The sequence below is a fragment of the Streptomyces sp. NPDC093591 genome, assembly GCF_044764885.1.
Lineage (GTDB): Bacteria > Actinomycetota > Actinomycetes > Streptomycetales > Streptomycetaceae > Streptomyces.
In genome coordinates this window covers 1-24,800 of record NZ_JBIWIY010000033.1, presented here as the reverse complement: position 1 = coordinate 24,800, position 24,800 = coordinate 1, and the positions used below count along the sequence as shown (strand labels likewise).

The following is a 24,800-nucleotide window of genomic DNA, read 5'->3' as shown; positions in this document are numbered from 1 at the left end:
GGAACCTGCTCGTCAGCGCAATGCTCTATGACACGAGCCGCAAGGTCCTACATCATCTTGTGGGATCTCGGATTCCGTGTCGGAATCTCACGGTCAAGGTCGGATCGCCGTCGGATCCGATGCCAGCCGTGAGACAGCCCAGGTGTCAGAGGTCGACCTTGGTCAATGCCGTCAGCAGCGGACGCTGGTGGTAGGCGGCTTTGAATCGTTCGAGACAGTCGGCGAAGTCCGAGCCGGCTCGTTGATGCAGCTCTTTGAGTTCGGCCAGCATTTCGGCGGCCCGAGTGTATCTGGCGTAGTCGGACCGTCGGTCGATGGTGAGTTCGGCTGCCCGTAGCAGGATCGGGATCGCGTCGGCCGGATGCTGGCGTGCCCGCGCACGCCCGATGTGCGCCAGCTCACGGCCATCGAGATCGTATGCCCGCGCCACCTCCCAGGCTTGGTCGACGTCGCCGACAGCGAACAGGAGGTGGACCAGCGATGCGGCGGCGTCGGGGCCATACCGCGCCGCCTGGTCGCGTAGGTGAGCGAAGGCGCGGTTTCTCGCGTACTCCACGGCGTTCAGGGGTTCGGCGGCAGCCAGCAGCGCACGATAGTGGCGCTCTCGCAGCTGAAAGTAGCCTTGATGGGGAACGCTTTCGAAGATGTTCCAGCGGATCCTTGCCGCGTCCCGGTGTCGACCATGCAGCTCATACAGCTCGGCGAGCAATCCGTCGTCCCCACCGCCTCTTTGCTCAAATGCTTCCAGACAGGAGAGGGCCCGGTTTTTCGCGTACTCCACCGCATTCAGGGGTTCGGCAGCGGCCAGCAGCGCACGATAGGTGTGTGGGCGGGGGAAGCTTTCGAAGATGTTCCAGCGGATCCTTGCCGCATCTCGGTCTCGACCGCGCAGCTCATACAGCTCGGCGAGCTCGACGTCGCCCTGGTAGTTCCCCCGCTGCAGGCCCTCCAGCCAGGAGATGGCTTTGCCGACCCGTCCCGCCGAACGTAGCGCCTGGGCGATCGACACGTCACTACCATGAGTTGGATTCTCGGCGTAGAAAGCGCTCAGGACCTCGACATCCGGCTCAAACGCCAGCAGGAATTGTTCGCGGATGTAGGCGATCGCACCATGGCTGTTCACCGGCTCATCGTCATCGATGTCCTCGGGCGGCAGGTTCCGGTGTATCTCGTCCAACCGCCGCCGATACGTGGCCACCCCCCGGGTTCCGAGCGCTTCGACCAGGTCGGCGACTTCAACGAAGAAGTGCTGGGTCTCCTCCAACTGAAGATCGAGGACCCAGCCGGCTAGTTCGTCGGGGTCCATCGCCTCGCCCACACATGCCTGGACAAGGCCCGCGGTGGTCCGCTCCGCAACGTCCAGGAACACCTGACGGTCCTCCTGGGTGTCGAAATCTGCCCGATTGTGCCCCAGGCGCCGCAGCAGTCGTTGATACAGCGGCCTGGTTACCGCCGGGTGGTCGATGGTGACCTGCTCCAAAGTGAGCAGAAGGTCCTCCGCGTCATCCGCCCAGCAGTCCAGGTTGGCGCTGCGCAGCATCGCCCCGCCGAGCGCGTCCACCCGGGAGAGCAGCGCTCCCGTATCCGGTGGTGGGCTTGTCACGTCCACAGCCATCACCGCAGCAGCCACGCAGTGCTCACAGAAGGCACCGTCCCGCCCCACCGGGCAGGAACACTCACCGATCAGCAGGCCGTCGGCACCGGTCAACCGCACCTGATAGTCGTCGTCCCCCACCGTGGCCACTACATGATCCGCGAACACCTTCAGTGGACCGGTCTGCTCATACAGCTCAAGACCAAGCTGGTAGCGCTCGGTGTCAGCACGTGCCACCACGTCGTCATTGGTGAACCAGACCACTCGCATATCCAACCAGCTCGGGCAGCCGCAGGCTGCGACTACTCGGTTTTGATTGGCCAGGGGACTGCTGCAGAGTTCGGTGACACCTGACCTGGCTTGCTGAGAGGCGGCCTGGAAGGATGTTGCAGTGCCCAAGCCGTATCCGAAGGAGTTCCGCGAGGACGTCGTGCGGGTCGCACGTAACCGCGAGCCCGGCGTCACGCTGGAACAGATCGCCGCCGACTTCGGGGTCCACCCGATCCCGCTGTCGAAGTGGCTGCGCCGCGCTGACATCGACGAGGGCGCCAGGCCCGCAACGGCGTCGGGTGAGTCGGCCGAACTGCGCGAGGCACGCAAACGGATCCGGCTGCTGGAGCAGGAGAACGAGGTGCTCAGGAGGGCGGCGGCGTATCTGTCGCAGGCGAACCTGCCGGCAAAATGATGTACCCGCTCGTCCGCGAGCTGGCTGCCGCCGACGCCCCTTACCGGGTGCCGGTAGGGGTGACGTGCCGGGTGCTGGGGCTGGCCCGCCAGCCCTACTACCGGTGGCTGGCCTGCCCGGTCACTGATGCCGAACTGGCCGAGGCATACCGGGCCAATGCACTGTTCGACGCGCACCGCGACGACCCGGGGAGTTCGGCCACCGCTTCCTTGTCGACGAGGCCCACGCCGCGGGCGAGGTGATGGCCGAGCGGACCGCCTGGCGGATCTGCCGGGACAACGGCTGGTGGAGCGCGTTTGGAAAGCGAAGCGGTCGCGGCAGGAACGCCAAGGCCGGGCCGCCGGTCCACGACGATCGAGTGCGGCGCATCTTCACCGCCGACGCCCCGAACCGGCTGTGGCTCACTGACATCACCGAGCACCCAACCGGCGAGGGGGAAGCTGTACCTGTGCGCGGTGAAGGACGTGTTCTCGGGCCGCATCGTGGGCTATTCCATCGACGACCGGATGCAGTCCCGCCTCGCGGTCACCGCTCTGCAATCCGCCGTCGCCCGCCGCGGCCAGGTGGCCGGGTGCATTGTGCATTCGGATCGCGGCTCTCAGTTCCGGTCACGGAAGTTCGTGTCCGCTCTCGTCCGGCACGACCTGGTCGGCTCGATGGGCAGGGTCGGGGCGGCCGGCGACAACGCGGCCATGGAGAGCTTCTTTGCACTGCTGCAGAAGAACGTCCTGGACCGTCAAGTCTGCGCCACCCGGCAGGACTTGCGGACCGCGATCGTGACCTGGATTGAACGCACCTACCACCGACGCCAGAGACGCCTGTCCCGATTGACCCCCGTCGAGTACGAGACCATCATGACCCCACCCGCAGCCCTGGCTGCATAACTCCGCTGTCACCTGATCACGCAGCAGTCCCCGTCCCTGGAACGTAAGGCCAACTAGCGGGGTTGTGACCGCGCTTGTGTGAAAGCTACGGCCGATGAGCCTCGGCCGTGTCGTCGAAGGATGTGGCCGCAACCAGCATTCCGAGACCCCGTGGCACCGGAACGGCCCCCCTCGCCGCGGGCGACGGCCCCTTCAAAGTCCGGCGCCGCCAGTTTTACCCGACCACCTCGCCGTCGACGGCTGCGTGACCGGGACCTACTGCGGTCGGCCCGGCTGGTGGGCGGGCTGATCATTCCGTTCGGCGGCGGCCTGGGCAGGCAGTGGCAGCGTCCAGGTGTAGGCGTCCGGGTCGAAGGAGTCCAGGCGCTGGACGAGCCTGGCGGTCGACCAGGGCCAGCAGAAGGTGTTGATACCCGGGAGACCGAAGTAGTAGCCGGTGCCGCCGGCGTTGTAGACGGTGCCGCGTAGCGCCTCGTGCAGGGCCTGCTGGTGGGCTGTTTCGGCCTCGGGCTTGACATCCAACGAGGAGGCCCCGCTTGAGCGCAGGTGGTTGAGGGCGGTGGTGACGTAGCGGAGTTGGGCTTCGAGGACGGTGGGGACGGCGGTGGTGCCGGTGAGCAGATTTGGGCCGATGAGCAGGAAGAGGTTGGGGTATCCGCTGACGCTGGTGCCCAGGTAGGCCCGGCGGTTGTCGGCCCAGGTCTGGGCCAATGTGCCGTCGGTGCCGTGTAGTTGGGGGGCGAGGGGGATGTCGCCGATGTGGTATCCGGTCGCGAGGACGATGATGTCGGCACGCGTGCGGGTGCCGTCGGCGCCGATGACGTCGGAGCCCTCGACGGCAGTCACGCGGGTGGGATGCAGCCGTACGTTGGGCCGGGTGAGGGCGGCGTAGTAGGTGCCGGAGGTGATCAGGCGGCGGCCGCCGAAGCGGTAGTCGGGAGTAAGAGCTCGGCGCAGGGCGCGGTCCCGTACCGAGGCACGCAAATGGAAGCGGGCCAGGGCCTCCAAGGGCCGTAGCAGGTGGGGGTGGCGCAAGGGGACGCCGATGGCTTCCTGGGTCCAGTGGTGCAGGCTGCGTAGTGCGTGGCGTGCTGCCGGGTGGTGCTCGAAGAAGCGGTGGAGACCGGGAGGGAGGGGGTAGTCGGGTTTCGGAAGTACCCACTGCGGTGTGCTCTGGAAGACGTCGACATGGGCCGCCTTCGGCTGGATCTCGGGCAGGAACTGGACGGTGGAGGCTCCGGTGCCCACCACGGCTACCCGCTGTCCGGTCAGGTCGGCTTCGTGGTTCCAGCGCGCGGAGTGAAAGGCAGGGCCGGGGAAGGTGTCCAGGCCGGGGATGTCAGGATGGCGGGGCCGATGCCAGGGGCCGGTGGCGACGATCACGGCGCGGGCGGTGTACGTGCCCGACGTGGTCTGTAAGTTCCAGCAGTGCGCGTCCGGCGCCCAGCGGATGCTCAGCACCTCGGTGTCGTAGCGGATCGCCGTGGCCACACCGTGCGTTGCCGCGGTGGTGTCGAGGTAGTCGAGAATCTCGGACCGGTCGGCGAATCCCCGGCTCCACGCGTGGGGAGCGAATGAGTATTCGTACAGCAGCGACGGTACGTCGCAGCCGCATCCGGGATAGGTGTTGTCCCGCCAAGTCCCGCCGAGGCGGCCGGACTTCTCCAACACTACGACGTCACCGAAGCCGGCCCGGCGCAGCGCGATCACGGCGGCCACGCCCGAGAGGCCGGCCCCAATGACGACGACTTCCGCTTCATTTCCTGTGCTGTCGATGCTGTCGTCGGCCACCGGCGCCCCCTGCCTGCCTCGTGAGCGACCCGGCGCTGATACCGAGCAGCCCCCAACCACTTACTCAGAGCAGCCGATCGTATGGTTCACCGTGACCATCTATGGTGATACAGGCCGTTAGACCCTCATAAGAGTGATTTTTCTCAGTGAGGTAAATATCGGCGAGATTTCCTGTGTTTGGCTGCCGGTCATGACGATGAGGGACGAACTGCCCAGGTCTCGCAGCCCGCACACCGCCGTCGACGAGCCGGGGCGGCATCTGCCCTACCCCAGTGGCTGGTTCTGCCTGGCACGTTCACGAGAACTGGCCCCCGGCAAAGTCCTGACCCGCCGCTTCATGGACGAAGACATCGTCCTCTATCGCACCCGTGACGGTAGGTCCCGCGCGGTGCGTCCCTACTGCCCACACCTGGGCGCTCATCTCGGGGCGGGCGGCACCGTGGAAGACCAAAACCTGGTGTGTCCCTTCCATCGCTTCGCCTTCGCCCCCGATGGCACCTGCGTCGGCACGCCCGACGGCCCGCCACCGCGCGCCCGCCTGCAGCAACACACCATCAGCGAGCGCAACGGCTTTCTCTTCGTCTGGTACGCACCGGACGGTGCCGCACCCTCCTGGGACGTCCCCGACACCGCCCAGGACGGAGTGGTTCCGACGGCCGCCTGGAGCACGGAAGTCCGCACCTACGCCCAGGAGATCATCGAGAACACCCTCGACTACCGGCATCTGCCCGTCCTGCACAAGGTGGCCGTGGAGGAACTCGCCGCACCGGTGACCGAGGGCCCCCTCCTGCGCATGCGTCTGCGTCTCGGGCCGGACCGGCCTCCCGCTCTCAAGCGGAAGATCCAGGCAGACCATGCGTTCCTCATGGCGGGGCTGGGATATCTCCGGGTCGAGCTTCCGCTGCCCTCGCTCGGACTCGTCAGCTACCTGTGGGCCATGCACACACCGACCGGGCCTCGTCGTACCCGCATGCTGGTCGCGGCTGCTTGTGCGGATATCAGCAAGCAGGACGCCACCGAAACGTCGCTCCCACTGCGTGGCCTGCACCGGGCCTTCGCCCGCGCGGTGCTGCGCACCGCAGTCAGCAAGATCCATCAGGACCTGGGGATCTGGAACACCAAACGCTACGAGCCACGGCCTCGCCTCGCGGCGAGCGACGAGGCCATCGGCTTGTTCCGCCACTGGGCCCGACAGTTCTACCCGGCTTCGTGACGGAGACAGCGTCTCCACCGGCCCTGGCGACGATGACCCCGCACCCCGAAGGCGGCAGCGTTCCGCAAAACGGCGTAGTCATCACGGAAGCGCGGTCACAGCCCTCCAGGTGGCCACTTTGAGAGCCGCAGTTGGCCGGGAGTAGCGATCGATTCAGATAGCTGATCCCGGGTTTCGATTAAATCGACCGCGATGCCGGGCTCAGCGGCTGTACTGGGCTACGCATGGCGGATGACCTCGTACATGGTCGCGGAAGCAGGCGCCGGATGCGGAACGCTGTTCCAGCCGATCTCTTCCGCGCGCCTTTCGATCGCCTTCCGCGCGGCTTGGGCGGCAGCTTCATCTTCGAAGAAGGCAATGCTCAGCCCGTTGCCGGTGACGGGATCAATGAGGTGATAGCTGCCGTGGACGCCGGGCACGCTGGCGGCGGCGTCCAGCACCCAGTCACGGTCGTCGGTCGGCATCGGTTCCCATACGGCCACGCGCGCGATCATCGCTGTCCCCTATTCGTCGGTGTGTCCAGGCTGTCGCAGGCAGGGTTCCCAAGCATCGATTCCGGGGCCAACCGTGACACTCGGCGTGGCGGCCTGCCTCAGTCGTCCGTGGGCAGCCCTACGCGCAGCGACCACTGCCCGGTGAATTCGTCCAGGTCGATCCGCAACGGCTCCAGCGCATCGGCCTCCTGGACGTCGGCCCGGATGATGCGGCCGGTTCCCAGATGCAGTGACACCCGCAGCTGGCGGCCGATCCGGTTGGGCACCTCCATGCCCATGAGGGGGAGCGACAGCATGGCGCCGGCCTTCAGCACGAAGGGCGGTTCAACGCTCTGGCCGTCGGTCTCGAACCGCACGGGTGCGGAGAAGGTGACTGCGGGGTTGAAGATCAGCTCAGTGCGCCGGGCGCGTTTCCATCCCACGCGCTGTACGGCCCGCAGCCGCCACAGGGCCCGCCGGAGGCGGTGGCCCGGGATGTCGCGCCAGATCGAGTAGCCGACGATCGTCACGTCCGGGCGGCCCACGTTCGACACGTCGGTGCGAACCCACCAGTGGCCGTCGTGCTTTTGCCGGGTGGATAAGACCTCGACGCGGCCACCGGTGAGGCGGTGGCTCCATATCTGCCAGCCGAAGCCGGCCGCGCCGGTGACGGCTCCGAAGACAGCCAGCGCATTCGTCCAGTTCATGATCCGGAGCGTAGAGAGCCCCGAGCACGGCCGTGCGGCGATCAGCAGATCCTGCCGCGCCTGCCTAGGCGCGCGTGCTGACGTAGCGCACGGTCCGGCCCCAGTCCTCCTGCACCGAGGCCAGGCACCACTGGCACAGCGGGCTGCCGCCGCTGCCGTACTTGTGAGTCTTGCGCTGGCAGGTGGCGCAGGGGCCGACCTCGTCGCCAGGGCAGGTAAGCGCGGACGGGCCCGGCTCGGTGATCGGCGGGGGAGTGGTCATCGGGGGTCCTGTCCTGAACGGCGGGCATGGGCACCAGCCGTCCGGGCCTCAGGATATCCAGGCGCATGGCACGACTGTTCGAGCCGCGCCCGGGCGTCGGTGGAACTCTGGATCGGAGGCGGCTCGGGGAACCGGGCGGCGGGTTGCCGCGGGTCGGCCAAGTCGAGGATGTGCAGTTGGGTGTCGGGCTGGCAGTGACTGCACGCTCCCAGGCCGGCGGCGAGTAGCCGGCGGGCTTCGTCGCGGCTGACCGCGCGGCGGCGCTTGCCCGCCATGTGGCAGTCGCCGGCGTGGACCTGGACGGGGGTGCGTTCGGCTGGAACACCGCGCCTTCCGCGAACTCGTGGAGCTGGACTATCTGCTCTACGCCCAGGCCTTCCTCGACGACGACCAGCGCAACGCCGCCGTGTCCAGCACCTTCGACATCCTCTGGCTGTCCTGGGATGACGCCCTGGCCAGCCAGGACACGCGCCGCTACGCCTGGAACGTCCTGCGCACCACGGTCATGGCCCGCACCCCGCACCGGGACGGACGGCCCGAGCTGGGGATGGCCGCCTTCGACACCGCCGCCCCCTCAGTCCCTCACCGATCCGGCCGAGTGCATGAACCAGATCACCGAGAGCCTGGAGCTGTTCGCGGCCATGAGCCGCCTGCCCGGCAGCCAGCTCGACGTCATGGTCCTGCGCCGGCTGTGGAATCGCCCGCCCGAGACCGTCTCCGCCCTCCTGGGCGTGGCGCTGGAAGCCGTCCGCTCCGACGAACGTCACGCCACCCGCTTCCTGGAGAGCGTCCTGTGCCCGCCGCCCCGACCGAAGGGAACACCCCGTGACCGGCATCGAAGAACTCCTTTCCAGAGCCCTGCTCGTGCGCAAGCGCACCCTGCCGCGCGACATCGTCCCCTCAACCGCCCCGTCGCCCGCACCCGATGCCGCCCATACCGTCCAGAACTCCCCGGGCGGCAGCCGCCAGGCGGCGGCCGAGGACCTGCGTGCCCTGTGCGAAACCCTCGTCTCGCACACCCCGCCGGGCACCGTCGCCAAGTTCGTCACCGACCAGGTCCCCGAACCTCGCGCCGCCCTGGTCCTCGCGTGTGTCCTGCAGCTGACCGACACCGACGAGGGCGCACGCTTTTGGTGGCAGTACGCCGCCGGCGCCGGACAAGCCGCCGCCGCCTACTGCCTCTACCTCCACCACCTGGCCTTGGGGGAGCGGGACACCGCCTACTTCTGGCACCAGCAGACCGACGACGTCCAGCGCCCGCCCCAACCACCCGCGTTCGACGACGGCGGCACCTGGCACCCGGCAGACCACCGCATCACCAGCACGAACACCACCCACTTCATGCGGATCCTGCACCACCTCGCCAAGCAGACCGTCCGCTCCCGGCCCGCCGGGGTCAGCAAGCTCATGGCCTACATCCCGACCGCCGTCACAGCCGGCTACCTACGCGAGCCCGACACCGAGCTCCCGCTGCCCGGCCACGAGTTCGCCCGCCGCATCAACGGCCTCCTCGCCGCAGCCGACCGACCCTCCATCTGGGACAGCCGCCCGGGCCGAGGTCGTCTGCGGCGCGGTAGACGCGCTTCGTCCCGGGAGACCGCACCGGATCCGGCTGCATGCCGCGCCGTCCGGGCCGCCGACGAGGGGCCCGATCTGGATGCCGCGCGCGCTGCGCCGCGAAGGTGCGGGACTCCGCGGCCGTACCACGGCATCCCGGAGCCACCTGTGCGGCCAGGCCATCGACCAGTTGGGCACCCCGGGCGTCGGCGAGGCGCGCACAGCGGTGCCAGCCCTGCCGTTCTTCGGCCGGCAGCCCCTCCCGCGACGGGGTTGCCCAGGTGCTGGCTCAGCGCCGACGCGGCGACCCCCGCGTCCCGGGCCGGATCACCGGCGGCTCACCAGCGAGAGCACCTGGCGAGCTCGGCGGGCCGCAGGCGCCGAGCAGTGGATGCACGGCAGGAGCGCGTGGCGGGCGTTACCGGGGAGGACACCAGCCCGGGCGGGAGCGCGTTGTTTCTCCGGCTCCGTACCGGGCTGTCTCCGGGCGTCCCGGTCAGCCGATCAGGCGCGGCTCCCCGACCTCGGCCGCGTCGGCTTCCAGGCCGTGCTTGGTAAGGATCTTCGCGAGTTCGCCACTGCTTCGCAGGGCCGCGATGTCCTCGTTGACGGCCTTCAGCATGTCCTCGTGTCCCTTGGGCATCGGGAAGGTGGACTGGGCGGCCTCGACGGAAGCGGCGACCTTGTCGAAGGGCTCGGCCTTCTCGACCTTCAGGTTCTTGCCCTTGGTCGTGTACACGGCGGAGCCATAGCTGTCGACGCACACGTCGAGTCGGCCGGCCTGGAGGTCCTGGTAGCAGTTGACGCCCGAGGCGTAGGTCTTCAGCTTGCTGCCGAGGTAGTCCTTGAGATCCGCGACCCACAGGTAGCCCTCCACCGTGCCGACCGTGAGTCCCTTCGACTTCAGGTCCGGGATGGTGGACACCCCCTGCTCCGAGACGAGCGCCATGTCGTCGAGGTAGATCGGGTCGGACAGGTCGAGCACCTTCGCCCGTTCCGCTGTGCGGTACCAGTCGCCGGCCGCGAGGTCGGCCCGCCCGGCCTGCGCGGTCGGGATGACGGCGGCGGCACCGGCTGCCTTGACGGACAGGGTGAGGCATTCCATCTTCGCGATGGCCTTGAGGATGTCCCCGTCGACGCCGGTGAGGTCGTTGCCCTCGACCTTGCTGAACGGCGGGATGTCGAAGCTCACCACGGAGAGGGTGCCGTCCGCCATCGTCTTGAACTCGTGCTTGGGCTTGCAGTCCTCGCTGACGGTGGTCGTGGACGATTCGCCGCCACAGCCCGAGAGGGTGGCCACGGCCAGGAGCGTGAGGGCGGCCATGGCTGAGGGGAACTTGCTGTTCATGTTTCTCCCTGGTGTTTCCGTGACCGGGTGAACGGCTGTGCGTTCCTGTCCCGGGGGTTCTCAGACGTGCCGGGCGAGCCGGCGCTCGACGCGCTCGGACAGCCAGCTGGCGGGGACGGTGATGGAGAGGTACATGAGGCCCGCGAGGGAGAGGACGCTCAGGTACTTGAACGTGGAGGAGCCGTACGAGTACGCGGCACCCAGCAGTTCGGGCACGGCGATCGAGTAGGCGAGCGAGGTGGCCTGGAAGATCAGGATGGACAGGCCCATGAGGGAGGGGATGGCGACGCGCAGTCCCTGGGGGATCACGATGAAGCGCAGTACGGACAACCGGCTCATGCCGAGAGCGTCCGCCGCTTCCAGCTGGCCCTGCGGAACGGACTGCAGACCGCCGCGGATGATCTCACTGGCGTAGGCACCGGTGGTCAGGGCGAGGGCGAGCATCGCGGAGACGAAGGAGCTCAGTGACAACCCCTGCTCGGGCAGGCCGAAGTAGACGATCTGCAGCATCACCAGGGCCGGTGTGCCACGTCCGACCTCCACGAGGGCGATGACGGCGTAGCGGACCGGCATGACGCGTGACGCCGATCCGAGGGCCAGCAGGAGTCCGAGCGGCATGCCGAGCGCGAGGCTGCCCGCGACCAGTTGAGCGCTGATCTTGAGCCCGTCCAGCAGCTGCGGGAAGGCGTCCGTCCAGTCGGTGAGGAAGCTCATCGGGCCACCCTTCGCTGCAGGCGCCGGTCGACGGAGCGGGACAGTGCCGCACAGACCGCCGACAGGACGATGTAGACGGCGGCCGCGACGAGGAACGGCTTGATGGCGTCACCGGTCGAACGCGACCGTTCGTTCGCCCAGTAGAGGACCTCGGTGACGCCGAGGGTGAAGGCGACCGACGAGTCCTTGAACAGGCCGATGCCGTATGTGGCCGTCGCCGGCACGGAGATACGGAAGACCTGCGGGGCGATGATCTTGCGGACGATCGCCACACTGCTCATGCCCAGGGCCCTGGCGGCCTCCCACTGGCCGTGGTGCACCGCGGCGAGCCCGCCGCGGTAGATCTCGGCCATGTAGGCGCAGGAGATCAGGCCCATGCCGAGGATCGAAGCCTCCAGCGGCTCGATCCCGGGCAGCGAGGTGCCCAGGCCGAAGTAGATGATGAACAGCCACACCAGCGGCGGGATGCCCCTCAGAACCTCGATCAGGGAGCGCGACAGGAGGCGCAGCAGCGGCCGGTGGGACACCCGGGCTGCGACGAACGGCAGGCCGCCCACGATGCCGATGCCGAGGCTCGCGCCGGTCAGCAGCAGCGTCGTCGGTACGCCCTTGAGCACGGTGAGAACCAGGTCAGACCCCATCGCGGTCCACCGCCCTGAGGAACTGCCGGGTCCGGGCGTGCGTGGGCGCCGCGAAGATGTCGGTCGGCTTGCCCTCCTCGATGACGGCCCCGTCGGCCATGACGACGAGGTGGTCGGAGACGTCGCGTGCGAACTCCATCTCGTGGGTGACCACCACCATGGTCATGCCGTCGTCGGCGAGTTCCCGCATCACCGTCAGCACCTCGAGGCCCAGCTCGGGGTCGAGCGCGGAGGTGGGCTCGTCGAAGAGCATCACCTCGGGGTCGAGGGCCAGGGCCCGCGCGATGGCGATGCGCTGCTGCTGGCCTCCCGAGCACCGGTTCGGGTACTGGTCGGCCTTCTCAGCCAGCCCGACCCGCTCCAGTAGTGCGCGACCACGCTCGCGCGCTTCCGCCGGACTGCGGCCGAGCACCTGCTCCTGGGGCAGCGTGATGTTGCGCAGCACCGTAAGGTGCGGGAACAGGTTGAACGACTGGAAGACCATGCCCACGACGCTGCGCAGCTTGGCGAGATCCCTGGACTTGATCTGACTTCCGGCGTCGATACTCGTGCCGGCGACCACGATCCTGCCGCTGTCGGGCCGTTCGAGCAGGTTGACGCAGCGCAGCAGCGTGCTCTTTCCGGCCCCGCTCGGGCCGATGATGGCGGCGACCTCGCCCTGGGCCACGGACAGCGACACATCGTCGATGACCGTGTGGTCACCGAATCTCTTCACGACGTTTTCGAGCTCGATGGCCTTCTTCTTGCTTGCCAAGGTTCTTATCTCCGATTTGGGCCATCCGGTGGACCGGTGGCCGGCCCAGCACTGGGGGCGGGCTTGGCGGACAGGCCGAACCACTCGGGCCTGAGGTGTAATACCTCACTGAGCATCGGGGGCGTGCCAGTCACTGTCAAGGGTCAGGACGGCGTACTCGGCGGGGGGTGCCCGGCTCGGAGGCGTCAGGCTCCGTCTTCCGCCCGGCCGGCCCAGATGCCGCGGCTGTGGGTGAGGTGCTTGCGCATGAGTTCGGCGGTCAGCTCGCCGTCGCCCGATTCGATGGCGTCCACGATGGCGATGTGCTCCTCGCCGGACTGGGTCAGCTCACCCTGGTCCGCCAGCTTCTGCAGGCCCTGCATGCGTGCCTGGTCGCGCAGCTGGCCGACCATCGTCACGAGGCGGCGGTTGCCCAGCAGTTCCAGCAGGCCGAGGTGGAACTGCCGGTCCAGGTCCAGGAAGGCGACGAGGTCCCCCTCGCGTGCGGCGTCGGTGAGCTGCTCGGCGAGCTGCCGGAATCCCGCCATGGGTGCCCGGTCGGCCCGCTCGGCGAGCTCGACCATGGCCGGGACCTCCAGCATGGTGCGCAGACGGAAGATCTCTTCGAGGTCGTGGTCGGTGAGCTCCGGAACCCTGAAGCCCCGGTTGCGGATGATCTCCACCATGCCGACATTGGCCAGGTCCATGACGGCCTCGCGGACCGGCGTGACGGAGACGCCCAGTTCCGAGGCCACGTTGATGACACTCTCCACCCGGCCCGGTTCGATCTGCCCCAGCACGATCCGGGTGCGCAGCGCCTCTCGGGCCTGCTCGCGGAGGCTGACCGACTTGAGTTGCGCACCGCGCGTGAGCGCCCCCGCCGGGCGAGAAGTAGTCATGCCCAATGCATAACACAGAACGGGCCTGCCGTAGCCGTGTGCACTTGCTCTGAGGCGTAAGGTGTAATACCTTACTTCCGCTTTCCTTCCGCGTGGATCGCGGTGGAGGAAACGCCCGACGAGAAAGTGGGTGCCATGAAGGCGATGACCGTCGGCGAGCGGGAGATCCGCGAGGCCGTGACGATGAACGAGGCGATCGATGCCGTACGGCGGGCCTTCGTCGATCTCGCCGCCGGAGAGTTCGAGATGCCCACTCGTACCGCACTGCGGGACGGGCAGTTCCTGGTGATGTCGGCCCATCACCGGTCGACCGCCTCCGCCATGTTCAAGACACTGAGCTTGAACTTCGAGCGCAAGCCCGCCATCGCGGGCACCGTGACGTGGAGCGAGACCGGCCGCCTGGACCAGCTGATCGCGGACGCGGGCCCGGTGACGGCCCTGCGCACCGGTGCCGTCGTCGGCGTCGCCACCGACCTGCTCGCCCCGCCCGAGGCCGGGCGGCTCACCCTGATCGGCGCCGGCGCACAGGCCCCCGACCAGGTCCGCGCCGTCCACACGGTCCGGCCCCTGCGTCAGCTGACGGTGGTGGACGCCGACCTGGGGCGCGCCCGGGACCTCGTCGAAAGACTGGCACCCGAGCTGGCGGGCGTGGAACTGCTCACCGCGACCGATCCGGTGCCGGCCGTCCGGCGGGCCGAGATCGTCTCCTGCGCGACCAACGCGACCAGCCCGCTCTTCCCGGAGTCGGCGTTGCCCGCACAGGTCCACGTCAACGCCATCGGCGCGTACCGCCCCACCATGCGGGAACTGCCCGACGAACTGCTCTCCGGCAGCACGGTCGTCGTCGATGAACTCGATGCGATTCTGGAGGAGTCCGGCGAGATCATCCACGCGCTCGAAGCCGGGGCCATCACCCGGGAAGCCCTCACGGAGCTCGGCAGCGCGCTGACCGCCCCCACCGCCGACCACGGCAAGCGGACCGTGTTCAAGTCCGTCGGCGTCGCCGTACAGGACTGGGCCATCGCCCGCCTCCTGGCCGACAAGTTCCTCGCCTGAACCGGCGATCCGACTGTGATCCGCGATCCGCGGAAGGACAAACGATGACAGACAGTGCGGTGATCGTCGGTGCGGGTGTGATCGGACTCGCCATCGCTCACCGGCTCGCCCGGGACGGCCTGGCCGTCACCGTTGTGGACGCGGCAGGCCGCGGGGCCGCGAAAGCCTCTGTGCACAACGCTGGGTGGATCGTTCCGATCATGTCGGCTCCCGTGCCGGCGCCCGGGATGCTCGGAAAGGCCCTGCGGTGGATGGCGCGCAGGGACAGTCCCCTGTACGTTCGCCCCTCTCCCCGCCCCGAGCACGTGCGTTTCATGATCGGTATGCTGCGCCACTGCAATCGCCGGGCTTTCGAGTGCGGTGTCGAGGCACTCGCCACCCTCAACGCGCGCACGCTGCAACTCTTCGACGAGTACGAGAAGGACGGCATACGTTTCGAGCACCACCGCGCGGGCCAGCTCCTGGTCTTCACCACCCGGCACACCATGGACGAGTACCGGTTGGCGACGGCCCCCATGGAGCGGATCGGTCACATTGCCGTCCCTCTCTCCGGGGACGAACTCCGGGACCTCGAGCCGGCGCTCGGCAAGCAGGTGCTGGCCGGCCTTCACTGCCCGCAGGAACGGCACGTCGACCCTGCGAGTCTGGTCAGGAGCCTGGAAGACCGCTGCCGGGAACTCGGAGTCCGGTTCCTGCACGAGAGCCGGGTCACCGGCATCCGGTCCAGTGGCCGCATCGTGACCTCGGTGTTCGCAGGGAGCCACGAGGTCCCCGGAGACCTCTTCGTCCTCGCGGCCGGAGTGCACACGGGCCCGCTGTCGCGGCTGGCCGGACACCCCCTGCCCGTCCAGCCCGGCAAGGGATACGGCTTCGACGACACCAGCGGCTCGGTGACGCTGCGGCACTCGGTGTACCTCGGCGAGGCGAAGGTCGCCGTCACACCCCTTGCGGACCGGCTCCGGTTCGCCGGGACGATGGAGTTCGGCAGCTCCGACGCCACCATCGACCGGCGCCGCCTGCGGGGCATCGCCGGCTCCGCCCACGCCTACCTGCCGGACTTTCCCTTCGAGCCGCAGCCACGGGGCTGGACCGGACTGCGTCCGATGACACCCGACGGACTGCCGGTCATCGGACCGCTGCCGGGCAAGGACAACGTGCTCGTCGCGAGCGGACACAGCATGCTCGGGGTGACCCTGGCACCGGCGACCGCGGATCTGATCTCCGCGGAGGTCGCCGGGGGCCGTCGGCGAGCGGACGCGGCCGGCACGGCTCTCCCCTTTTCCCCGCAGCGCTTCACCTCGCGGCGGGGCCGGACCCCGGCGGTCGGTTGAGTCGAGCGGCCTTCCCCGCGGGGAGCGATTGGCCAGTGGGCCCTCACCGGCGATGAACCGTCATACCCAGGTGTGACACCGGAGTCGGCACCCGGGTGTGACGGGTCGATCCGTGCCCGCGCTCTGGCGTCACCGCGCCCTGACCGACCAGGACCGGATTCGCATGGAGCGCGCGCATGCACCAGACCATCGACTTCGACCACATCAGCCGGCTCGACTCGCCTCACCCGGAGTCGTTCGGCGGCCTGGTCGGGACCGAGCGGGGTGTTGGCGGCGACCAGGCCGGCCAGGTCCTCGAGCTGGCACACGGTGTCGACCTGGTCGGGGTTGACGAGCGAGCCGTCGGGGTTGCCGCTGAGGTCGGTCAGCAGGCCGCGAGCGATGAGCCGGCGGACTGCGAACGCGGTCACGTTCGCCTTCTCGCCGTGTCCGGTCGGGTTCGGTGTGCCGAGTGCGACGGCGATCCGGTTCGCGGCGACGCCGCCCGCGATCGGCTCGTGCGGGATCGAGGCCCGGATCGCGTCGGCGTCCATCGCCTCCAGGGCGGCCCGCGACCACGGGTAGGAGGAGGCGTCCGGAGCCGGGATGAGGCCGGTGTGCCGCGCCCACCGGAAGGCCGTGATCGGCACCCGCAGACGTCCGGCGGCCTGGCCCTCGTCGTACTCGGTGCGTCGTGTCATGGGGGATCTTCCTCTCTCGGGGTCCGCCCGAAGCGGGCGAACATGACCGTGACAGAACACCTGAAAATCTGTCAATAGACTTTAAATCGAGGCAAGTTGGACTTTCTCGCTTAGATCTGCGCCCGCGTACGCGAGGGAGAAATTCACCCTGCGGCGTCAACTCGACAGCGGGTAGCGTCCCGGCCATGAGCGACCTCGACGCCGATGAGGCGTGGGAGCGGCTGCGGTCCAGCCGCTCCGATCCACCGGCCAGAGCCAATACCGGCTCCCGCCGCAAGACGTACTCGGCAGCCCTGGAGCAGGCTCAGCAGCTGTTCCGGGCCGCCGCCGTCGTGGGACCTGCCACGAGCCCGGTCCTGGCCTTCTACGGCCTCAGCCAGGCCGGCCGCGCCATCACGGCCGCCGCCTGGTCCCTCAAGGGCGAGGACTGGCGCCTCGACACCCACGGGATCAAGACCACGGGGTTCCACCTGCCCTTCCCCGACATCGAGATCCGCACCGACCCGCCCGGAACTCAGGGCAGCTTCGTGAAGGTCAGCGAGTTCCTCGACTCACCTGTGTGGGAGCAGGACCCGCTGCGCCTGGAAGACGTGCAGGGCGCTGCTGCCCCCGAACCTCCGCTGCCCGCTCACCAAAGGGGACCGGCTCACCCCGCTGTACACAGTCGGGGATGACGCCGGCGTCGGCATGCACGAGCACCCCCTGCTGAGCGTCCCGGTGTGCGACATCCCCGACCGGGTCATCGACGCCGGCACCGGCGAGGCGCTGGCGGACTTCCTGGTCTCGTACCCGGCCGTCGCCCAGCACGAGAGCTACGTGACCACCGGCGCCCTCACCGGCGGGCCGGAGGCGCCTCCGCAGTACACCCGCTACAACTACGGTGGCGGCGAACTGGTGATGAACTGGCTCATGCCCGAGGGCGTGGGCACCGGATTCGACGGAATGGCGACCGCAGTAGAACGGCTCGCTCACCTGCGGACCCTGACCCGCGGCTACGCCGGGAGCCGGTACTTCCTGCCCGTCCTGGGCTCGATGAAGCGGGAACTGCACCCGCTGATGGCCTGGTGGGCCGTGCTGTACACCCTGTCCATGCTCGCCCGCTACGAACCCGCAGCCTGGGGCGCTCTCATCAACGTCGACAACAGCAAGTTCGCGGTCCCGATCGAGCGGCTCCTGGAACACGCTTTCAACCACCTGCCCGTCCTGATCGCGGACACCATCACCGAGGTGAGCACGTGATCGACCTTCTTCGACAGGTCGCAGCAGGGAGCGAAATGCCAGCGACAACGCTCCACTCGGTCAGCCACCCTTGATCCATGGCATGGGCCGGTGGCTCCCTGGTTGGCTGGGGCCCCAGCCAACCGCGGCCCGCCCTGGTTGGCCGAGGCCGATCCCGCCGCCCTCGACGCGTTCGGGCACGACATGGCCTTGGGCGACTTCGGCGGCATGTACTTCTTCGTCTGTCGCAACTACCCGACGCCCCGTACACCCACCGCTACGACTGCTGAGTGCCCGCTTTCAGAGTCCGGTGCGTGATCTTTGGGCGGCTGTGGGCCGTCCTGAGCCGGGGATGTCGGCGCCGGACGCTGTTTCTGTCACTCGGCTGCAGAGCAGCCGTGTGGGCATGCCACTTGGCTGTGAGCGCGCGGCGTGATGGCTACGCCGTTACACGGGATGCTGCCTCGTTTGGAGCGCGGGGTCATCGTTGCCGAAAGCCGGTTGAGATGGTGCCTTCGATGGGGAAGGGTCTGTGGTCATGGAGTTCTTCTGCTATCACCGTGACCGGCCCGGCTCCCTCGCGTTACGCGAGGAGTTGCTGGAGGAGCACTGGGCCTACATGGACCGGTACGCGAAGGAGCTGATCGCCCGCGGCCCCACCTTCGCCGCCGACGGCGAGACACCCACCGGCAGTGTGCACATCGTCGACCTGCCCGATCACGCTGCCGCCCGCGCGTTCGCCTTCGACGAGCCCAACTACCAGGCCGGCGCGTACCGGGATGTGCTGCTGCGCCGGTGGCGCAATCTGCTGGGGCGCACCATGTGGGATTTCCCCGGTGGCCGCACCGATGGCAACCGGTACCTGGTGCTCGGGCTCGGCGAGGGCCCGGCCGCCGACCTTGCCCTGCCGCTCGACCGGGACGAGCTGGTCGCGTACGGGCCGCTGCTGTCCGACGACGGCGACACCTGGCTGGGTACGGCGGTGCTGCTCAGGGCCCCGGATCCGGACACGGCACGAGCCGTCCTGAATCCGGACCGGTACGCGGACATCGAGGTCCACGACTGGGAGTTCGGCGGGCGCCGATGAGCCACGAAGGCGCCGGGTTGATGTCATCTCCGGTCCACATTGACCTGGGACAGGAGCGGTGACGGTGGCGCTGCGGGCGGTTCCGCTGGTGGGCGGGCCGGTGGAGTTACGGGGTGCGTTGGACCTGGAGACCACACAGGCAGGGGTGATGCCGCGCCGGTTGCCCGCGTGGACCAAGGAGCAGTACCAGGACCCGTCGGTCTACGGGGTGACCCTGATGCCTTCGGGGGTGCGGCTGGTGTTCCGCACCGATGCGCGCGCATTGGAGTTCGAGGTACTCACCTCCACCGGCCAGCTCGACTCCGACCCCCACCCTCGCCCGACCGGGATGCTGGAGTTGCTGGTGGACGGCGCCTTGGCCGGGCGTCAGCAGGCGCCGGTGGGCAACGTGCTGCGGATGGCAGGCCCCGGGGCCGTACAGCGACTCATCCCGGGCGAGCCAGCAACCGTACGGTTCGCCGGGCTGCCAGCCGGCATGAAGGGCGTCGAGTTGTGGCTGCCACAGCAGACCCCAACGGAACTGGTGGCACTGCGCGCTGACGGTGACGTGCTGGCACCGCTGCCGGACGGGCGGCGCCGCTGGGTGCACCACGGCAGTTCCATCAGCCACTGCATCGAGGCTGACGGCCCGACCGGGACCTGGCCGGTGGTGGCAGCTGCGCTCGGAGGGGTGGAGGTGATCAACCTCAGCCAGGCGGGCAACGCGCTGCTGGATCCCTATGTCGCCCGGACGATCCGCGATACGCCCGCCGACCTGATCAGCCTCAAGGTGGGCATCAACATCGTGAGCCTGTCCGCCTTCCGACTGCGGACGTTCGGCCCGGCGGTACACGGCTTCCTGGACACGATTCGGGATGGACACCCGGACACCCCGCTGCTGTTGATCTCTCCGGTGAGCTGTCCGGCCCTGGAGGAGGCCCCCGGCCCGACCGCGACCGGCCCGGACGGCAGGCTCGCTGCCCTGGGCGACCCGGCCGATGTGGCCGGCGGGGCATTGTCGCTGGCGGTGGTCCGTGCCGAGCTGGCCCGGATCGCTGCGGCACGACAGGCGTCCGATCCCCACCTCCACTATCTCGACGGACGCGAGCTGCTCGGCCCCAACGAGGCAGATGACCTGGCCGACGGCCTTCACCCCACCGCCGCCGCATACCGCCGAATGGGCAAGCGCTTTGCAGCCCACGCCTTCGCGACCGACGGTCCCTTCCGCTGAGTGAGCTGGGCTCCACACCCCGCACCAGGTGCGGAGCTTCCACGCTCTTCCGGCCGGGATTCAGGCCACTGCTCGCCTTATGAAGGATGGGTTCGTGTGATCTCTTCCACTGGAACGTCGTTGTCGCCGTTGGGGCAGCGATTGCGCGTACTGCTGAGTGCAGAGCGTGTTATGGGTGATCTGCGCCGTTACTTCGGGATCGGTCTGCCGCCCGGCGGGGCGCCGTTCACCGGCAGTCGGTTCGAGCATCTGGCGGGTGGGGGAGACCGGCCGGAGGTTGCCGACCGGATCACGGCGGAGGACCTGGTCGCGGTGCAGACCTTGTCGGTGACTGTTCCGGCGTCCGTCGCGCTGGACATCCTGGAGGGGCGCCTCGGCGCGCGGCTGTCCGGTCTGCTGCAGGCCATTGCCAGGGACATCGATATGGCTGATGCCGAAGCGGCTGCCGTGGCCGACGGTTCGCCCGCGGACCAGGCCTGGCACCTCCTTCGTGACCAGCCCGATGTCGGATGGGTGATCGCGGGGAAGATTCTGGCGCGTAAGCGTCCGCGGTTGCTCCCGGTCTACGACCGAGTCGTCCGCTGTGCCGTCGGCCGGCCGCCGTCCTTCTGGCTCGCTCTCCATGCCGCCCTGCGCGAGGACGACGCCGCGTTGCACCGCCAACTGCTGGAACTGAGGCAGGCCGCGGGGCTACCCGAGACGGTGAGTGCGCTGCGGGTGTGCGATGTGGCGGTATGGATGAACCACCGGGCCGTCGGCCACGCCTGCCCCTGAGGCTGCCTGCCGTCAAAGCGACCCGAAGGGGCGTTCTGGCGTGTGAGGGTGACGGACTTCACCAACCGTCGCCGGGGTGTGTGTGACGTTCGCGTGGAGTGGTCCGGGGACGTGGGGGAGGGGTGTGGACTCGGGACCGGGAGTGCCGCCACCGGGGCGGTTCCCGGTTCGGAGGGGGCGGCACATGGTGGGTGGCCGGTTGGTGGTGGGGGAGTTACGCGTACAGGAGATCGTCCGTGCCGACGGGCGGGTGTCCTACACGGTCGTGGACACGGACTGCACGCTTGTGGCGGAGACGGACGGGTTCCTGCGCACCTGCGCCGAGGGCACGGCCCGTACGTACGCGTATGTGCTGGTGGATCATCTGCGGTGGCTTCGGTTCGCGGGCCTGGACACAGAAACGGTGTCGCTTGAGGATCTGCGGCACTACACGGCGGCTTTGGGGGCGGATTATCCGGGACCGTTCGGCCTGCCGTGGCGGGACGGCAAACGCCCCTACGGGCACAGCGCGTTGAAGACCGCGGCGGCCTGCCTGAAGGGCTTCTACCTCCACCACGCGGCGTCCCGCGCCGGCGGTGGAGCGGCCCATGCCCTACGTCCGCGACTCGTTCTGGCGCGGACGGGAGTTCACCTCGATCGAGCACATGCAGACCGAGGCCGTCACCTGGGCCCAGCAGGTTGCCGGGCGCCGCCAGTGCCGGCCGCTGGGCGGAGCGGCCCCGATGGCCGTGCTCGGCGCGGTCGAGGCCGCTGCCCTGCTCCCGCTGCCGCTCACCCCGTTCACCCTGGCCCGCTGGTCGACGGCCACCGTCGGCCCGGACATCCACATCAAGGTCGGCCGCACCCTCTACTCCGTGCCTGGAGACTGATCGGCCGCAAGGTCGACGTCCGCTCCACCGCCACCATGGTGCAGGTCTTCCTCGACGGCGGCCTGGTCAAGACCCACGCTGCCCTTGACCAGGGCAAACGCACCGACAAGAGCGACTACCCCCCGGAGAAGATCGCCTTCCAGATGAAGACGCCCATCTGGTGCCGCACCCAGGCGTCCGAGATCGGTGACACCTGTCGCGAGGTCGTCGACCAGCTCCTGGAGGTCAACGCGCTCTACCGGCTCCGCGCCGCCCAGGGGGTTCTCGGGCTGCGGAAGAAGTACGGTGACACCCGTCTGGACAGCCGCCTGCGCGAGAGCGATCACGGTCGGCGACCCGTCCTACCGCACCATCAAGGGCATCCTGGTTGCCGGCACTGAGACCGATCCCGAACCCGAGACCAGCGGAGACGCTGGCGCCGCGGCCTTCCTCCACGGCACGCAGGGACTGTTTGGCTCCGTCGCACCCCCGGACACTCCGGAGGACACCCGTGAGGACCAGGTCCACGGCGAAGACGAGGTGGCGGCACGATGAGCGTGATGGACACAGCTGTCCCCGTACTCCTCTGAGCCTCGATCCACCGTGTTAATTCTGATCGCGGGTGGTGGGCGGGTTCCGGGTGTTTCTTCGCGGTGTGGGCAGCGGTGATCGCCGGGTGGCCGTCCGGTGCGGGGTCTCCGAGGTCCTTCGGGTCGTGGGCGGGCATGGCGCTCGTGCGGGTCAGGTGAGCATGCGCTGTCCGGTCGCCGTCCACAGGTCGGTGAAGTCGTCGGTCCAGCACCAGAGTTGGGGCATGTGGAGGGTGAGGCGGCGGGCGCCGGTGGCGATCCGGGCGGGGATGTTGATCAGGTGGCGGCGGATGGTGCCGGTCCGTGCCCTGGCATGGAAGACGGAGGCGAAGTGGCCGGCCGCGCGGGTGAGGTTGTAGGCGGTGGCGGCGAGGGTGAGCCAGGCGGCGTGCACGGTGAACTTCCCCGACGGCAGGTGGGCAAGCGCGGAGTCCTCCAGGTCGGAGAAGACCTGCTCGACCTGGGCGTGTTCGCGGTGCATGGGTTCGGCCTGGGCCAGCACGAACGGGCTGTCGGTGAAGATGACATGGTGGCGCCAGACGCCGAACAGCTCGGCCTGCCCGGCGGGAACGCTCTTGGGGTTCAACCGCTTCACCCGGCGCACGATCAGCCGGGCGGTGGTGTGGAACGCCTTCTTCTTGCTGGTGAACGCGGTGAAGGGGACTTCGGTGATCTCGGCGTCGGAGACCCAGCGTTCCTCGTCGGCGTCCCAGACGGCGGCGGCGTACTGGATCGGCGTCCAGGCGTCCTCGCCGGTGCCCGCGATGGCCTCGCGTATCTTCTTCACCACCGCGACGGCGAGCGAGAACCGCGCTCCGGCGGTGCGGCAGACCTCGACGACCTTGTGGGAGAAGTACGCGGAGTCGGCGCGGACGATGATCTGTGCGGTGACACCCATCGCCCGGACCGTGGCCAGTGCCTCGCGCAGCAGACTCGCCGCGCCCTTGCCGGAGCCTGCCGAGCCCTTGCGCAGTCTCGTGGCCACGATCACCGGCGCGCAGGTGGATGTCTTGACGGTGATGACCTGGAAGTGCAGGCCGCGCTGTTTGGTGTAGCCGAAGCAGGCGCCCTGCTTGGCCGGGCCGTAGACCTGCCGTGAACGCGCGCAGGAAGGCGCCCAGCGTGGAGGGGGCGCGCACCCCGCCGAACAGGCGCGGCAGGCCGCCGTGACGCAGCACGTCCAGGACGTCGATGCTGTCCGCCCCGGCCACCATCCCGCCCACGATCGACAGCGCCTTCGCATCGGCGGCCGTCCCGGCACCGTTCTTGGCGCCGGTCAGCTTCACCTTCTCGGCCACCAGAGCGGGCAGCCCGCACCGCTCGGCCAGCCAGATCGTGGGTACCAGCCCGGCATGCGCGATCAGGTCGGGCTCACCGAACGCGGCGAACAGCCCCGCGGGCCTGTTGAGACTTTCACTTCAGAGGTGCCTTGCCGATCGTGCGTGCTGGAAGCGTAGGAACTCCCATCATCGCAGGTCAGCAGGCACCTCTTCCTATTCCTCTGTCCACAGGCCGACTGTCGCCCGGTGGATCGAGGCTGAGGAGCGCTGCCTTCTTTGCGCTTCGCATGGTTTGAACAGTGGTTGGTTTACCGCGTGGCCCCTGCACACCAGGCCGGGGCGGGCGACGTCGCGGCGGGGCCGTCGGTTTCGGCGACGCGGTGCAGGGAGCGCCAGCGGCCGATTCCGCTGATCTCAGTCGGCCTTCCCCGCCCTGGGTGCCGCGCTGGGCCGGGTCGACGTGCACCTGGTGCAGCCACACTTCGGCGCGGCCTGGCCAGCCGGGCGTGTGAATCCGCAGGTGCACGTCGTGCCCGTGGCTGCGAACCCTCCCGGGCTGATGACGACGCGCGCCTTCTCCGCTTCCCGCTGCTCGGCTGCTCGTTGCGAACCCTCCTGGGCGTGTGCCGGGCAGTGCGGTCGGACGCCTGACCCGCGTCTCTCCACCCTGTGGCATGACCCCGGTTCGCTCGAAGGCGGACGTGCTTCTACGCTTCGACCACGTTCAGTCTTTCGCCGCCGGTCAGGCCACGGGAGGCGGTGGAACGAGGTCACTGGGGTCGGTGTTGGCTCCGCAGAGCACTACGGCGACCTTCTCACCGCTGGCGGGCCGGTAGCTACGGGCGACGGGGCGCTGATCGGAGGATATGTACTCGGGCCGTGCTGGGGCTTCGGTGGCGAGCACGGCAGCAAAGGCGGCCGCGGTGCCGTGCTCAACGGCGATGCGGTATTGGTCCCACAGGATCTGCCGGGCGGCGATCAGCTGGGCGTCGGTGACCAGCACGGAGTGTGTCCGACCGCGTCGAGCCGCTGTCGAAGCGGCCTGCCAGGTACGGCGAGCGCCGAGCGAGTCGGCTGGGACGGGGTCAAGCTCGACATTGACCAGTTGTCCGGCCTCGCTGGCGCCGTTTAGTGCATGGTGATGTTCGGGTTCGACTGTGACGGTGGTGATTCCGTGATGTTGGGCGGCGGCGGTGATACCGGTGAGCAACCCATTGCTGCCGGC

Annotated in this window: 25 protein-coding genes and 1 pseudogene; 13 read left to right on the top strand and 13 right to left on the bottom strand. The window is 68.8% G+C overall.

The window, feature by feature from the left end:
• Positions 1–145: 145 nt before the first annotated feature.
• Entirely contained in the window at positions 146–1,858 is a 1,713-nt protein-coding gene (locus ACIREI_RS44520) for a hypothetical protein (protein WP_403345974.1), read from the bottom strand.
• Positions 1,859–1,985: 127 nt separating this feature from the next.
• On the opposite strand from ACIREI_RS44520, the pseudogene ACIREI_RS44515 reads away from it, so the two are divergent.
• Positions 1,986–3,163, top strand: a pseudogene (locus tag ACIREI_RS44515) (IS3 family transposase).
• Positions 3,164–3,418: 255 nt separating this feature from the next.
• On the opposite strand, the gene ACIREI_RS44510 reads toward ACIREI_RS44515, so the two are convergent.
• Entirely contained in the window at positions 3,419–4,954 is a 1,536-nt protein-coding gene (locus ACIREI_RS44510) for a flavin-containing monooxygenase (protein ID WP_403345972.1), read from the bottom strand.
• Positions 4,955–5,087: 133 nt separating this feature from the next.
• On the opposite strand from ACIREI_RS44510, the gene ACIREI_RS44505 reads away from it, so the two are divergent.
• A complete protein-coding gene (locus ACIREI_RS44505) occupies positions 5,088–6,167 on the top strand; it encodes a Rieske 2Fe-2S domain-containing protein (RefSeq protein ID WP_403345970.1) in 1,080 nt (359 codons plus the stop codon).
• A gap of 218 nt (positions 6,168–6,385) precedes the next feature.
• Here the strand turns inward: ACIREI_RS44505 and ACIREI_RS44500 are convergent, their stop codons facing one another.
• From ACIREI_RS44500 to ACIREI_RS44485, 4 genes are all read right to left on the bottom strand, one after another.
• Complete coding sequence (locus ACIREI_RS44500; RefSeq protein ID WP_403345968.1) at positions 6,386–6,661, bottom strand: hypothetical protein; 276 nt, start codon at positions 6,659–6,661, stop codon at positions 6,386–6,388.
• A gap of 98 nt (positions 6,662–6,759) precedes the next feature.
• Positions 6,760–7,347 (bottom strand): hypothetical protein, encoded by a 588-nt coding sequence (locus ACIREI_RS44495; RefSeq protein ID WP_403345966.1) that lies wholly within the window; start codon positions 7,345–7,347, stop codon positions 6,760–6,762.
• 64 nt (positions 7,348–7,411) lie between these two features.
• Complete coding sequence (locus tag ACIREI_RS44490; protein WP_403345965.1) at positions 7,412–7,609, bottom strand: hypothetical protein; 198 nt, start codon at positions 7,607–7,609, stop codon at positions 7,412–7,414.
• Complete coding sequence (locus ACIREI_RS44485; protein ID WP_403345963.1) at positions 7,606–7,884, bottom strand: DUF6233 domain-containing protein; 279 nt, start codon at positions 7,882–7,884, stop codon at positions 7,606–7,608. The genes ACIREI_RS44490 and ACIREI_RS44485 overlap by 4 nt, the downstream gene beginning before the upstream one ends.
• Positions 7,885–8,434: 550 nt before the next feature.
• Between ACIREI_RS44485 and ACIREI_RS44480 the strand changes: the two genes are divergently transcribed.
• Positions 8,435–9,724, top strand: coding sequence for a hypothetical protein (locus ACIREI_RS44480; protein ID WP_403345961.1), 1,290 nt, complete (start codon positions 8,435–8,437; stop codon positions 9,722–9,724).
• Here the strand turns inward: ACIREI_RS44480 and ACIREI_RS44475 are convergent.
• The 5 genes from ACIREI_RS44475 to ACIREI_RS44455 all read right to left on the bottom strand — a co-directional run bounded on the left by ACIREI_RS44475 (position 9,663) and on the right by ACIREI_RS44455 (position 13,501).
• Positions 9,663–10,514, bottom strand: coding sequence for a substrate-binding periplasmic protein (locus tag ACIREI_RS44475; protein ID WP_403345959.1), 852 nt, complete (start codon positions 10,512–10,514; stop codon positions 9,663–9,665). The genes ACIREI_RS44480 and ACIREI_RS44475 overlap by 62 nt on opposite strands.
• A gap of 60 nt (positions 10,515–10,574) precedes the next feature.
• Positions 10,575–11,228, bottom strand: a complete 654-nt coding sequence (locus ACIREI_RS44470; protein ID WP_403345958.1) for an amino acid ABC transporter permease — start codon at positions 11,226–11,228, stop codon at positions 10,575–10,577.
• Positions 11,225–11,869: an amino acid ABC transporter permease gene (locus ACIREI_RS44465; RefSeq protein WP_403345956.1), complete on the bottom strand. Its 645-nt coding sequence runs from the start codon at positions 11,867–11,869 to the stop codon at positions 11,225–11,227. The genes ACIREI_RS44470 and ACIREI_RS44465 overlap by 4 nt, the downstream gene beginning before the upstream one ends.
• Positions 11,859–12,623 (bottom strand): amino acid ABC transporter ATP-binding protein, encoded by a 765-nt coding sequence (locus tag ACIREI_RS44460; RefSeq protein WP_403345954.1) that lies wholly within the window; start codon positions 12,621–12,623, stop codon positions 11,859–11,861. The genes ACIREI_RS44465 and ACIREI_RS44460 overlap by 11 nt, the downstream gene beginning before the upstream one ends.
• A 185-nt stretch (positions 12,624–12,808) precedes the next feature.
• Positions 12,809–13,501, bottom strand: a complete 693-nt coding sequence (locus tag ACIREI_RS44455) for a GntR family transcriptional regulator (protein WP_403345952.1) — start codon at positions 13,499–13,501, stop codon at positions 12,809–12,811.
• Positions 13,502–13,636: 135 nt separating this feature from the next.
• On the opposite strand from ACIREI_RS44455, the gene ACIREI_RS44450 reads away from it, so the two are divergent.
• The 10 genes from ACIREI_RS44450 to ACIREI_RS44405 all read left to right on the top strand — a co-directional run bounded on the left by ACIREI_RS44450 (position 13,637) and on the right by ACIREI_RS44405 (position 22,106).
• On the top strand, positions 13,637–14,557 hold the full coding sequence (locus tag ACIREI_RS44450) for an ornithine cyclodeaminase family protein (RefSeq protein ID WP_403345950.1): 921 nt from the start codon (positions 13,637–13,639) through the stop codon (positions 14,555–14,557).
• Positions 14,558–14,601: 44 nt separating this feature from the next.
• The gene (locus ACIREI_RS44445; RefSeq protein ID WP_403345948.1) at positions 14,602–15,888 is read left to right on the top strand and encodes an NAD(P)/FAD-dependent oxidoreductase; all 1,287 of its coding nucleotides are present in this window, start codon (positions 14,602–14,604) and stop codon (positions 15,886–15,888) included.
• A 381-nt stretch (positions 15,889–16,269) separates the two neighbouring features.
• A complete protein-coding gene (locus ACIREI_RS44440; RefSeq protein ID WP_403345946.1) occupies positions 16,270–16,452 on the top strand; it encodes a hypothetical protein in 183 nt (60 codons plus the stop codon).
• 301 nt (positions 16,453–16,753) lie between these two features.
• On the top strand, positions 16,754–17,242 hold the full coding sequence (locus tag ACIREI_RS44435) for a YaaC family protein (protein WP_403345944.1): 489 nt from the start codon (positions 16,754–16,756) through the stop codon (positions 17,240–17,242).
• Positions 17,243–17,255: 13 nt separating this feature from the next.
• On the top strand, positions 17,256–17,807 hold the full coding sequence (locus ACIREI_RS44430; protein ID WP_403345942.1) for a YaaC family protein: 552 nt from the start codon (positions 17,256–17,258) through the stop codon (positions 17,805–17,807).
• Positions 17,808–18,324: 517 nt separating this feature from the next.
• Positions 18,325–18,873, top strand: coding sequence for a YciI family protein (locus ACIREI_RS44425; RefSeq protein ID WP_403345941.1), 549 nt, complete (start codon positions 18,325–18,327; stop codon positions 18,871–18,873).
• A 58-nt stretch (positions 18,874–18,931) separates the two neighbouring features.
• Positions 18,932–20,083, top strand: a complete 1,152-nt coding sequence (locus tag ACIREI_RS44420; protein ID WP_403345939.1) for a GDSL-type esterase/lipase family protein — start codon at positions 18,932–18,934, stop codon at positions 20,081–20,083.
• Positions 20,084–20,224: 141 nt separating this feature from the next.
• Entirely contained in the window at positions 20,225–20,857 is a 633-nt protein-coding gene (locus tag ACIREI_RS44415) for a DUF6308 family protein (RefSeq protein ID WP_403345937.1), read from the top strand.
• A gap of 587 nt (positions 20,858–21,444) precedes the next feature.
• The gene (locus tag ACIREI_RS44410) at positions 21,445–21,726 is read left to right on the top strand and encodes a hypothetical protein (protein WP_403345935.1); all 282 of its coding nucleotides are present in this window, start codon (positions 21,445–21,447) and stop codon (positions 21,724–21,726) included.
• Positions 21,727–21,761: 35 nt separating this feature from the next.
• The gene (locus ACIREI_RS44405; RefSeq protein WP_403345933.1) at positions 21,762–22,106 is read left to right on the top strand and encodes a hypothetical protein; all 345 of its coding nucleotides are present in this window, start codon (positions 21,762–21,764) and stop codon (positions 22,104–22,106) included.
• Positions 22,107–22,446: 340 nt separating this feature from the next.
• On the opposite strand, the gene ACIREI_RS44400 is transcribed toward ACIREI_RS44405, so the two are convergent.
• Complete coding sequence (locus ACIREI_RS44400; protein ID WP_403345931.1) at positions 22,447–23,538, bottom strand: IS1380 family transposase; 1,092 nt, start codon at positions 23,536–23,538, stop codon at positions 22,447–22,449.
• 779 nt (positions 23,539–24,317) lie between these two features.
• A partial coding sequence (locus ACIREI_RS44395; protein ID WP_403345929.1) for a pyridoxal-phosphate dependent enzyme occupies positions 24,318–24,800 on the bottom strand: 483 nt, incomplete at its 5' end.